Origin of the sequence: Burkholderia sp. Ac-20349 (genome assembly GCF_017104865.1) — a bacterium.
Classification (GTDB): domain Bacteria; phylum Pseudomonadota; class Gammaproteobacteria; order Burkholderiales; family Burkholderiaceae; genus Burkholderia; species Burkholderia aenigmatica.
In genome coordinates this window covers 149,841-160,825 of the sequence record NZ_JAAGPM010000002.1, presented here as the reverse complement: position 1 = coordinate 160,825, position 10,985 = coordinate 149,841, and the positions used below count along the sequence as shown (strand labels likewise).

Genomic DNA, 10,985 nt, shown 5'->3' with positions numbered 1-10,985 from the left:
CTCGATCGGACGATGCTGTTCAGCCCCCCATTCGGGGGGCTACCGTGCCGGGAAAGTCGCCCCATCCTGACCGGAAGGTGTCCTGCACAGCCGGCTCGCGCCGCGCGGCGGGACCGTTGCCCAGCCGTTCCGCCAGGAGTCCGCATGAACCGTCGCGACGTCGTCGCCGCCTTTTTCGACCGGTATCGCCAGCATGACATCGAAGGCATGCTCGCGCTCTTTTCTCCCGGGGCCGCCCTCGACTACGTGCCGGCCGGCGCGGCTGCTCCGGTCGCCACGCACGGCAGGATGACCTGGGGCGCGCTGCTGGACGCATTCCCGGATTTGTCGAACGATATCGACGCCATTCATGCGGATGATGCCGGCCGCCACGCCACCGCCGAGGTCACGATCCGCGGCACGCAGGCGCGGGACTTTCTCGGCATCCGGAATCGCGGCCGGTCGTTCACGCTGCGGCACGCGTTCGTGTTCGAGTTCGATGCCGACGGCCGCATCGCGCGGCTGGCCGCCTACTGGGACAACGTCCGGCTCTTCGAGGATCTCGGCAAGACGACCCTCGGATGAGCCGGCGCGGCCGGCGCCCGGCCGGCCGCATCGTCACGCGGGCTGGTAGCGTTCCCGCAGCGCCCGCTTGTTGATCTTCCCGACGCTCGTCTTCTCGATCGCGTCGACGATCAGCAGCCGTTCCGGCACGGCATACCGCGAAATCAGCCCGCGATCGGCCACCTCCTTCACGTGCGCCTGCAACTCGGCCGGCCCGACGCGCCCGACATGGTCGTCGGCCAGCACGACGAGCGCGAGCGGCCGCTCGCCCCAGCGCGCATCCTTCACGCCGATCACGGCAGATTCGCGTACGGCGGGGTGGCGCGACAGGATGTCCTCGAGTTCCAGCGACGACACCCATTCACCGCCCGTCTTGATCACGTCCTTGATCCGGTCGGTGATCTGCAGCCGGCCCTCCGGATCGATCACGCCGATGTCGTTCGTGTGGAGATAGCCGCCGGCCCACAGCGACGCCGACGCCGGCACGTCGCCGAGATAGCCGGCCGTCGCCCACGGCATGCGCACGACGACTTCGCCGGCCGCGCGGCCGTCATGCGGCACATCGCGAAACTGCGCATCGACGATGCGCAGGTCGACGAGCGGCAGCGGCAGCCCCGCCCGGGTCCGGCGCGCGAGGTCGTCGTCGGCCGTGCCGTTCGCCGCGGCCGGCGCATCGACCTGGGCGATCGTCATCAGCGGGCAGGTTTCCGACATCCCGTAGCCGGTGTACACGTCGATGCCGCGCGCAAGCGCCGCCCGTGCGAGCCCTTCGGCCAACGGCGAGCCGCCGACGACCACCTTCCACGACGAGAGATCGACCGACGCCGATGCGGGGCAGTCGAGAATCATGCCGAGCAGGGTCGGCACACAGTGCGAGAACGTCACCGACTCGCGCGCGATCAGCGCCAGCAGCCCATCGGGCGAGTAGCGCCCCGGATAGACCTGCTTGAGCCCGAGCGCGGTCGCGATGTAGGGCAGCCCCCACGCGTGCACGTGGAACATCGGCGTGATCGGCATGTAGACATCGTCGCGATGCAGACGCCCGCGTTCGCGCGCGCTCGACAGCGCAGCCATCCCGGCCAGCGTGTGCAGCACGAGCTGGCGGTGACTGAACGCGACGCCTTTCGGCAGCCCGGTCGTGCCGGTCGTATAGAACGTCGTCGCGCGGGTATTCTCGTCGAAATCGCCGAACCCGAAATCGGGCGAGCTGGCCGCGACGAGCCGTTCGTATTCGTCGGCGAAACCGTCGGGCAGTTCAGTCTCGGCGCCATCCGCGATCAGCACGAAGCGCTGCGCGGCATCGAGCCGGTCGCGGATGCCGTCCAGCAACGGCAGGAAATCGCGATGTACCAGCACGACACGCGCGCCGCAATGGTTCAGCGTGTACAGCAGCTGGTCGGGCGACAGCCTGACGTTCGCGGTCATCAGCACCGCGCCCATCATCGGAATCGCGTAATAACACTCCAGGTAGCGGTGGCTGTCCCAGTCCATCACGGCGACCGTATCGCCCGCGCCGACGCCGAGCGACGTCAGCCCGCTCGCCAGTTGCCCGATGCGATGCCGGAACGTCCAGTAATCGTGCCGGACGTGATCGCCGTACACGATCTCCTGCTCGGGCCGCGTCGCGAGCGGCGCGTGAAGCAACTGCTTGATCAGCAACGGATACGCCTGCGCGGACGAGGCCGGCGCATCGTGCAAATGCGGCTGTGACGGATTCATGAAGGGCTCCATAAGCGACCGGTCAGGCACGATGCCGGCCGGGCAAAGATGCGCGCCCGCGGGCGGCTCGGCCCGTGCGTACGCCTGGGCCGGTCTTCGCGAGTGCGGCCACGATACCCGACGCACCGGCTTCGGCGTCCCCCCCTGTCAGGGGGAGCAGGTGGCCGCGCGCCGGCCCGGCGGACATCCGCGCGTCACGTGCCGGGCGTATCCACGACGGTGTGCGCAAGGGTCGCGGCGCGATGTCACGACCCACCTGATCGGGGGGGCGTGGCGCGACGGGTGCCGCGGTACGATTCATGACGGCGCGCAACCTGTCGTTCGGGACGCGCATCCCCTCGCCCCGGGCATGAACGGAGGCCCACGCCGCCGATTCGAAACCGCGCATGCGTAATGCACGTGTTTTGGCCGTTTTCCATGCCGAATCCTCAATCCGTCCCCCCGAGAAAGGAGCAGCCATGACTTCCGAACAGCCGCAGATGGACAGAACGCCCACGCCCGATCCGGCCGAAAACAACGCGTACTTTCCGTCCCCGTATTCGCTGTCGCAGTACACGTCGTCGAAGACCGACTTCACCGGCGCGGATTACCCGAATCCGTACACGGGCGGCAAGTGGAAGGTGCTGATGATCGCGACCGACGAGCGCTACATCCTGATGACGAACGGCAAGATGTTCTCGACCGGCAATCATCCGGTCGAAATGCTGTTGCCGATGCATCACATGGATCAGGCCGGCTTCGAGATCGATATCGCGACGCTGTCGGGCAACCCCGCGAAACTCGAACTCTGGGCGATGCCGGGCGACGACGAGGCGGTGCAGAGCACGTACCAAAAGTACCTGCCGAAGCTCAAGGCGCCGCTGAAGCTGTCCGACGTGCTCGACGCCGACCTCGGCCCCGAATCGCCGTACATCGCCGTGTTCATCCCCGGTGGCCATGGCGTGCTCGCCGGCATTCCGTACAGCAAGGACGTGAAGCGCGCGCTGCACTGGGCACTCGACTACGACCGGCACATCATCACGCTGTGCCACGGGCCCGCGAGCCTGTTGTCGGCTGCCGTGGACGAAGATCCGCAGAACTACCCGTTCAAGGGCTACGAGATGTGCGTGTTCCCGGATGCGCTCGACACCGGCCCGAATCTCGAGATCGGCTACATGCCGGGCCCGCTGCCGTGGCTCGTCGCGCAAAGCCTGGAAAAGCTCGGCGCGAACGTGCTCAACAAGGACATGACCGGCCGCTGCCACCAGGACCGCAAGCTGATCACGGGCGACAGCCCGCTCGCGTCGAACGGCATCGGCAAGCTCGCGGCCGCCGCGCTGTTGAAGGAAGTCGGCCACTGACACGGCCCGCCGCGCGGTCCGTCGGCACCGCGCGGCGCGATGCGTTTCGCGCACCTTCGCATGGCCACAGGGGCCCTGCCCGCCGCCGCGGGTGCGGGCCGGCCATCATCGCCATATCGTTCGTGAACACGCCGACATGGGGCGCCGCGCACCGCCGCCCCACCTCTGCTCGACGGCGTTTCCCATGCGGTAGTATGGCGACTCGATGGATACCCCGATGGACTCACACGAATGGCCCTGCCTGATCTCCCGCCCCCTTCCAGTGCCGGCCAGGACGCCCAGGCGCTCGTCCTGATCGCCGAGGACGAACCCGAGATCGCCGAGATTCTGACCGCCTATCTCGCGCGCGGCGGCCTGCGCACCGTGCACGCCGCCGACGGCCGCCGCGCACTGGAACTGCACCTGCAGCTCAAGCCCGACCTCGTACTGCTCGACGTGCAGATGCCGCACGTCGACGGCTGGAAGGTGCTCGCCGAAATCCGTCATCGCGGCGACACGCCCGTCATCATGCTGACCGCGCTCGACCAGGACATCGACAAGCTCACCGGCCTGCGCATCGGCGCCGACGACTACGTGGTGAAGCCGTTCAATCCCGCCGAAGTCGTCGCGCGGGCACAGGCGGTGCTGCGCCGCTCGATGGCCGGCTCCCGCCAGGAAGAACAGCGCGTGCTGCGGGTCGCGCCGTTCGAGATCGATCTCGAACACCACGAAGCCACGCTCGACGTGAACGGCGAACGGCACACGCTCGTGCTGACGCTCACCGAATTCAAGCTGCTCGCGCAGCTCGCGCGCGCGCCGCGGCGCGTGTTCAGCCGTGCCGAGCTGATGGCCACCTGCCTGCCGGAAGGCGACGCGCTGGAACGCACGGTGGACAGCCACGTCAGCAAGCTGCGCAAGAAGCTGGACGACCTCGGCGTGCCGGGCGTGCCGGTCAGCGTGCGCGGCGTCGGCTACAAGCTCTGGAGTTGAACGTGAAGCTCGATGGCCTGAGCCGGCAGATCGCGCTGACGATGGCCGGGATGGTGTTCGGCGTGACGCTGCTGATGGTGCTCACCGCCACCGTCTTCTACTACGTCGCGTTCAATTACTGGCCCGCGCACTTCAACACGAAGAACTTGCTGCCAACCGCGCCGGAATGGCTGTGGCTGATCGCGACTACGTCGGTCGGCCTCGCGCTGTCGGTCGCGGTCGCCGTCAATCTCGCGCGCCGCATCCTCGTGCCGCTCAACTCGGTCACGGACAGCATTCGCCGCGTCGCGCGCGGCGATCTCGGCGCGCGCGCCGTTGCGGGCGACCGCTCGCTGCACGAAGCCGCGCTGCTCGCCGACCACTTCAACGCGCTCGCCGACGAGCTGCAGCGCGTCACGAATGAGCAGGCGATCTGGAATGCCGCGATCGCGCACGAGCTGCGCACGCCCGTCACGGTGCTGCGCGGGCGCCTGCAGGGGCTCGCCGAAGGCGTGTTCAAACCCGACGAAGCGCAGTTCCGCAGCCTGCTCACGCAGGTCGAAGGGCTGACGCGGCTGATCGAGGATCTGCGCGTGGTCAGCCTCGCGGATGGCGGCCACCTGAGCATCGAGATCCGTGACGCCGATCTCGCCGCCGAGGTGCGCGCCGTGGTCGACGTGTTTGCGCACGCGCTGCAGGCCGCCGGCCAGCATCCGGTGCTCGATCTCGACACGCGGCGCATGCGCTGCGACCCGGTGCGTATCCGTCAGGCGCTGCTGGCGCTGCTGGAAAATGCGCGCCGCCATGCGGTACCCGGTGCGATCCGGATCCAGACGCGCATCGAAGCCGGGATGTGCCGGTTGCGCGTCGAAGACGACGGCCCCGGCATCGCGGCCGATTTCGCGCCGCATGTGTTCAAGGCCTTCCGGCGCGCCGACGACACGCAGCCCGGCGGCAGCGGCCTCGGGCTCGCCGTCGTCGCGGCGATCGCCCACGCGCATCGCGGCGAAGCCGTCTGCGTGCCGACCGGCGCGGGCGGTACGCGGTTCGAAGTGCAGTGGCCCGACAACCTCGTGCCGGCGGCGGAACACGAGCGCTTTCCGGCCTAGTAAATGACCTGACGTCCACCGGGTTCCATCAAGGAACACAAAAACCCTTGAAACCCGCATGAATACCAGGTTTTTTCCTATCAAGCTCCGCTGAAGCGCACCGAAGGCCGTCTGGTTTTATGTCCAAGTAACGTTTATGGCCTGAGCCATCCTCTACTTGGACATACGGAGGAAGAAGATGGCACTCACCGACACCGCCCTGAAGGCACTCGCCCAGGGACAAGACCTATACCGTCAGCGATGATCGCGGCCTGTATCTGGAGGTATTTCCAACAGGCGGCATGGTCTAGCGCTACCGCTACAGACTGACCGGCAAATACGAAAAGCTCACGCTGGGCAAGTACCCGGCGCTTACCCTCAAGAACACAAGGCTCATGCGCGATGGCACATCGCAAATGGCAATAGTTGGCGAGTCGCCCGCTCAGAAGAGACAGCGCGCCAAGGTGCGTGGTCTGCTCAAACACATGCTCGACTACGCAGTGACATGCAGGCTGATCTCGGCCAACCCGGTGCTGGCATTACCGATGCGGCACGTCTACAAGGCCCTCTCGCGTGAACGTGCATTGCCTGCCGAGGAAATCAAGCAGTGCCTCCAAGCAGTCCACCTGTCCAACATGCTCCGTCAGTTCAAGATCCGTTTGCCGCTAAGCATCAGCGGCCGCGCTGAAGGTCCGCCTACGACCGGCACCGTCCACCCCATCAGCGCTTCATGGCCATCCCGCGCGTAACGCTGCCGTGCTCATGCATCTTGCTCAAGCCGGCTAGCTGGAACGCCAGGTCGAGGACTCGCCGCTGCACGGTCGTGGAGATCGACTCGGAGCGCTCCCCCCCTTGGTTCGACTCAACGTGGGCCAATGAGGAAAACTGACGTTCGGATGTAATCGAACGTCAGCGTACTCATGTCGAAAGCAATATCCACAAAATAACGAGCAACAAAAAACCAATCTTCGTACTAAAAACAGACGTATCCGATATTTTTTCAGACGCATCCCATATTCAATTATTCATCAAACGTGACAGCCTATATCTGCAATACCCACCAAAACGACTTGCACTCAGAAATCTAGCTGGCGGCTGCGGCGGAGATTTCTCTTAAGAATTGGAGGTCTCTCGATGAACATGCGCACAAACATAAACGGAAAATCTCAGATCGTAGTTGGAGATCTTACGACCCATGGAGGGGTCGTCATCTCCGGAAGCCCTTTCCATACTTGGAACGACATTCCCATAGTGCGCGTCGGTGACCTTGTTACATGTCCAAAATGCTCACCGCATATTTTTAAGATCGCCCAAGGGGTGGCAACCTTCACCGATAATGAACTACCAGTGGCTACAGAAGACCACTTAACAACCTGCGGCGCGAAGCTCATTGCGCGCGCTGCTCCTGCTAACCTGGTAATTGCCCATACCGCCTTTGCAAGCGGTTCGGGCTACGACGAACAATTCATCTTGCACGATCTGGACGGCAATCCAATTCCGGATATGCCATATAAAATCACTACAGCAGATGGTGCGGTTATTCGCGGAATCACCGATATCAACGGACGCACTGACCGCGTGATTTCTGCGGAGACGTTAGGACTTTCTATCGAACCCGATATGGATCACCTACTCACCAGCCATAGCGAGGACTAACGATGGAAAATCCAGCCTGGCGAGGCGACGCCTCCACAAATGCTGCTCCGCTAAGTTCCAGAAGAATCAGCGCCGACATAATTCGATATATCAACAAAGTTGATGCCGACAGCGGTTGGTTACTTGTCGGAAGTGATGATCTTCCACGTTTTCAGTGGAAATCACTTTTCAAATATTGCAAAGTTATGCTCATCGGAAGCAAGAGCGGCCGAACTTACTTCAAAGTGCTTGAGGGAGAATCGAAAGGACAAATATCATTCTTGTCTGATGACAATGCAAATGAGTATCTTGGGAAAATAGCTCCCAAGCAGCAGCCTGTCGAATTGGTTGCGACCTATGGACACTTTGACCCAGGATGGGTCTCAAAGTCTCGAAATCAGCAACTGCAACAACAATTAGCGCGCGGAGTTCTCGGCAGCATTCATTTTGAAGTCGCAATGAACACCAGTTGGAACGGCGACTTCCATCCCATTCCGCCAGGGAAATACTCGATTTTGTTGCCTGACTTTCCTCACAAGAAAGACTACACCAATCAGTACAAGGCTGAATACCCAAGGCTGTCCCACCATCAAGTGTGGTTTCCAATTTCGTATGGCAACAATAGTCGATACGTTCACGTGGGCAATGTGTCTGAAGGTTGCGCGACTGTCTTGAGCTTAAGTAGCTGGTCTTCAATTCACGAAATGCTCGTTAGTCACCGCAGCGCGGACGGCAACGGCGTAGGTACACTGATTGTCAAAGGCAAACCCGAAAGGAATCGGTAATGATCAAAAGATCAGTGCACTTTGCTTGCTCACTTTTGCTTTCCTCTGTGCCCTTCCACGCCCATGCTTTCGAGGCAGATTCAAATGGGGACGTTGTTATTGATTGGAGGGATTTTAGAAATACAGTAAAAAACTACAAGAGGAAAATCAATTTGACGGTCAATATTGAACAAGCAACCAAGGCAGAGGAGAGGGGGAGGAAATACTTCCTCGAAGGTCGTTACGAACACGCCTACTTTCTTGGCTATCAGGATGCTATAGGCTACATTCCAAGGCCGGAGTATTTTTTTATAGTCGGCGACATAAGACTAAGAACTACGCTGTCACTCCATAGCGACTCTCCGCATGCGCCGCCTGGGTATAAGGCGTGCTGGGACAAATATCAGTTCGCGACGGATGTAAGTAGAGATTTGGAGCCTTCATTTCAAACGGGATTTGGCTTGGTGGATGAGCTGAATCTATCGAAAACCAAGAACTCGAAAATATACAAACAAGCCATGGTCAACGCGTCTTGCCTTGCTCGATTGACGAATAAATATTTAGAACAGATGGGGCCGCAGTGCGTACCTATTGAGGAAGTAAAAGCATGTCTTGGAAGTCCGCTCCTGCTTCTTTATCACTAAAGTGATCGCCGAAGCTTAGAGGGCTGGCAGCTTCACTCATATCGTTTTTCACGGCCCCGTCACCGCCCCACATACACCGCCGTAATCTGCGTCCTTTCGTGTCCAAGTTCACGGCTGATGGTCTGCCGTACTTGGGTATCCACGGATCACGCTTCCCCGTGGCATCAGGCATCTCCACTGTTATCCATGGTCGTCCACGAAGCGCCAGGACATGAATCTATGTCCAGATTTACGTCCACTCGTCCAAAGCGAAATCGGGAAATCGCTTTAAATGCAATATAGTAGGCGGCTTTCTCTTGCTTCTGCATCGAGACGCCACCCGCCGTCACACCGTCACACCCGCGGTTCGCGCCCGACCTGTTCGAGCGGCGGGTTGAACCCGAGCACCGTGTACTCCAGCACCGACACCGTCCCTTTCCCGGCCGCGCCCTGCACGACGACCGCGCGCACGGCGCCGGCCCGGTCGAATTTCAGGCGGGTGCCGAGGGTCGCGTTGCGCAGCGCCTCCACTTCCTCGATCCGCGCGATCGCCAGCTTGCGCACCGCGCCCGACACGTACACCGGCAGGAACACCAGCGCGATGAAGATCGACACCGCATCCTTCGAGACGCTGTCGAGCACCGGCTGACCCGACATCACGAGCGACAGCGACGTCGCGGCGACGAAGATCGCGAGCACGGTCGCGCCCACGCCGAGCGACGAGAACCGCTCGGCCGCCTTCTTCATGCGTGCCTTCACGAGCGCGCGCGTGGTCGCGGACGGCACCAGCCACTCGCGCTGCGCGCCGTGGTACCCGGCGAAGCCGAGGAACAGCGTTGCGACGGCGCTGACGGCGATGCTGGTGTACAGCGCATCGAAGATCATGCAGACGAATTCGAGCACGAACACGATCACCGGCGGCCACAGCAGCAGGCGGAACGAATAGCCATCGCGGCCATGTCCCTGGATCCACGCTCTCACGAGCGGCAGCCGCCAGAAGCGGCTCTCGCGGTGGAGCGAAAGTTGTTCGTTGTCGGTCAATTCTTCACCTGTTGAATCCCTTGCCGTTGCCGCGACGGCCGTGAACCGGCGCACCCGCATTCTCCCAGATATGCGGCGCCGTTCATCGGCGGCTCGACGCGCGCGTTCCCGCATCGCGGCCGGCCAGAACATGCCGGTACCCGATTGACCCGGCCCCTGGGATCGCCTTTATGCTGGTCGTCACGAATCGACGACCCGAAGGTGCCCCATGAGCGATGTCACGCGCGGCCTGAGCGCATCGGAAGCCGCTACGCGGCTCGGCGTATCGGTCAAGGCGCTGCGACTGTACGAGCGGCAAGGACTGGTCACGCCCGGGCGTACCGTGGCCGGATACCGGGCCTACGGCCCGGACGATCTGGCGCGTGCGGCCGAAATCGCGGCGCTGCGCGCGCTCGGTCTGAGTCTCGCCCAGGTGGCGAGCGTGCTGAACGGCGACGCCCGTAGTCTGAGCGACGCATTGGCGACCCATGAAGCGGCGCTCGGGCGCGGCATTCAGGATCTGGTCGGCAAGGTCGACAGGGTTCGCGCGATCCGCGCCGATCTCGCGCGCGGCCGGATGCCCGACGACGGCGAATTGACTCGCCTGCTCGATCCGGCGGCCACTGGCGTTGCATTCAGCCTCCCCTGGCCGTGGGGCGGCGAATGGTTCGAGTGGCGCGATATCCGTCCGTTGAACTACATCATCGGTTCGCTGGGCAGCGGCAAGACCCGTCTCGCGCATCGGCTGGCCGAGGCATTGCCCGGCGCCGCGTTCATCGGGCTGGACCGGCTGGACGACGGCGGTGCGGCGGCATTCGCCGCGTTGCAGGCCGATCCGGCACTGAAGGCACGCGTCGAGCGCACGTCGGCATGGCTCGCGGACGAAGGCGCCACGGCGTCTGCGGCACTGACCGTGCTGCTCGCCGGCCTCGAAGCGGACGGCGCCGGCGCTCGGGTCGTCGACATGATCGAACAGGATCTGGACCAGCCGACGCAGGCGGCGCTGATTGCGTGCCTTCGCCGACGTGCAAGGGCCGACGGCATGCGGCCGCTGTTCATGCTGACCCGCTCGTCGGCGATGCTGGATCTGTCGGCTGTCGGGCCCGACGAAGCGATCATTCTGTGTCCCGCCAACCATAGCCCGCCTGCCCGCGTCGCACCGTATCCCGGCGCGCCCGGCTATGAAGCCGTGGCTACGTGTCTTGCGTCGCCCGCCACCCGTGAACGGATCGCTCGCCGACCGGAGGCCGGGTAACGGCGTCGCCCGGGCTCGGCGTCACGCGCCGATGATGACCGGCGTGCGCG

The 10,985-nt window shown here is 63.2% G+C and carries 11 protein-coding genes; 9 read left to right on the top strand and 2 right to left on the bottom strand.

What is annotated here, in order from left to right; translation table 11 throughout:
- Positions 1 to 144: 144 nt before the first annotated feature.
- Positions 145 to 564 carry a nuclear transport factor 2 family protein gene (locus G3N61_RS01630; RefSeq protein WP_089453981.1) on the top strand — a complete coding sequence of 140 codons (420 nt, stop codon included), beginning with the start codon at positions 145 to 147 and terminating at the stop codon, positions 562 to 564.
- Between the two features lie 33 nt (positions 565 to 597).
- On the opposite strand, the gene G3N61_RS01625 is transcribed toward G3N61_RS01630, so the two are convergent.
- Positions 598 to 2,262 carry a fatty acid--CoA ligase gene (locus tag G3N61_RS01625; protein ID WP_205821199.1) on the bottom strand — a complete coding sequence of 555 codons (1,665 nt, stop codon included), beginning with the start codon at positions 2,260 to 2,262 and terminating at the stop codon, positions 598 to 600.
- A gap of 458 nt (positions 2,263 to 2,720) precedes the next feature.
- Between G3N61_RS01625 and hchA the strand changes: the two genes are divergently transcribed.
- The 7 genes from hchA (at position 2,721) to G3N61_RS01590 (ending at position 8,681) form a co-directional block, all read left to right on the top strand.
- Positions 2,721 to 3,602 carry a glyoxalase III HchA gene (hchA, locus tag G3N61_RS01620; RefSeq protein ID WP_089453983.1) on the top strand — a complete coding sequence of 294 codons (882 nt, stop codon included), beginning with the start codon at positions 2,721 to 2,723 and terminating at the stop codon, positions 3,600 to 3,602.
- 231 nt (positions 3,603 to 3,833) lie between these two features.
- On the top strand, positions 3,834 to 4,571 hold the full coding sequence (locus G3N61_RS01615; protein ID WP_205821198.1) for a response regulator: 738 nt from the start codon (positions 3,834 to 3,836) through the stop codon (positions 4,569 to 4,571).
- Between the two features lie 2 nt (positions 4,572 to 4,573).
- Positions 4,574 to 5,659 carry an ATP-binding protein gene (locus G3N61_RS01610; RefSeq protein ID WP_043179089.1) on the top strand — a complete coding sequence of 362 codons (1,086 nt, stop codon included), beginning with the start codon at positions 4,574 to 4,576 and terminating at the stop codon, positions 5,657 to 5,659.
- Between the two features lie 305 nt (positions 5,660 to 5,964).
- Positions 5,965 to 6,387, top strand: a complete 423-nt coding sequence (locus tag G3N61_RS01605) for a hypothetical protein (protein WP_346778533.1) — start codon at positions 5,965 to 5,967, stop codon at positions 6,385 to 6,387.
- 385 nt (positions 6,388 to 6,772) lie between these two features.
- Positions 6,773 to 7,294, top strand: coding sequence for a PAAR domain-containing protein (locus tag G3N61_RS01600; protein ID WP_205821194.1), 522 nt, complete (start codon positions 6,773 to 6,775; stop codon positions 7,292 to 7,294).
- 2 nt (positions 7,295 to 7,296) lie between these two features.
- Positions 7,297 to 8,058, top strand: coding sequence for a hypothetical protein (locus tag G3N61_RS01595; RefSeq protein ID WP_205821193.1), 762 nt, complete (start codon positions 7,297 to 7,299; stop codon positions 8,056 to 8,058).
- Positions 8,058 to 8,681, top strand: coding sequence for a hypothetical protein (locus G3N61_RS01590; protein WP_205821192.1), 624 nt, complete (start codon positions 8,058 to 8,060; stop codon positions 8,679 to 8,681). Before G3N61_RS01595 ends, G3N61_RS01590 begins: the two co-directional genes overlap by 1 nt.
- Positions 8,682 to 9,014: 333 nt before the next feature.
- Here G3N61_RS01590 and G3N61_RS01585 read toward each other — a convergent pair whose 3' ends face one another.
- Positions 9,015 to 9,701, bottom strand: coding sequence for a hypothetical protein (locus tag G3N61_RS01585; RefSeq protein ID WP_089453998.1), 687 nt, complete (start codon positions 9,699 to 9,701; stop codon positions 9,015 to 9,017).
- A 208-nt stretch (positions 9,702 to 9,909) separates the two neighbouring features.
- On the opposite strand from G3N61_RS01585, the gene G3N61_RS01580 reads away from it, so the two are divergent.
- On the top strand, positions 9,910 to 10,935 hold the full coding sequence (locus G3N61_RS01580) for a MerR family transcriptional regulator (protein ID WP_205821191.1): 1,026 nt from the start codon (positions 9,910 to 9,912) through the stop codon (positions 10,933 to 10,935).
- The last annotated feature ends 50 nt before the right edge of the window (positions 10,936 to 10,985 follow it).

Coding starts and splice junctions, on each gene's coding strand:
- G3N61_RS01630 (WP_089453981.1), top strand. CDS start 145: ATGAACCGTCGCGACGTCGTCGCCGCCTTTTTCGACCGGTATCGCCAG.
- G3N61_RS01625 (WP_205821199.1), bottom strand. CDS start 2,262: ATGAATCCGTCACAGCCGCATTTGCACGATGCGCCGGCCTCGTCCGCG.
- hchA (WP_089453983.1), top strand. CDS start 2,721: ATGACTTCCGAACAGCCGCAGATGGACAGAACGCCCACGCCCGATCCG.
- G3N61_RS01615 (WP_205821198.1), top strand. CDS start 3,834: ATGGCCCTGCCTGATCTCCCGCCCCCTTCCAGTGCCGGCCAGGACGCC.
- G3N61_RS01600 (WP_205821194.1), top strand. CDS start 6,773: ATGAACATGCGCACAAACATAAACGGAAAATCTCAGATCGTAGTTGGA.
- G3N61_RS01595 (WP_205821193.1), top strand. CDS start 7,297: ATGGAAAATCCAGCCTGGCGAGGCGACGCCTCCACAAATGCTGCTCCG.
- G3N61_RS01590 (WP_205821192.1), top strand. CDS start 8,058: ATGATCAAAAGATCAGTGCACTTTGCTTGCTCACTTTTGCTTTCCTCT.
- G3N61_RS01580 (WP_205821191.1), top strand. CDS start 9,910: ATGAGCGATGTCACGCGCGGCCTGAGCGCATCGGAAGCCGCTACGCGG.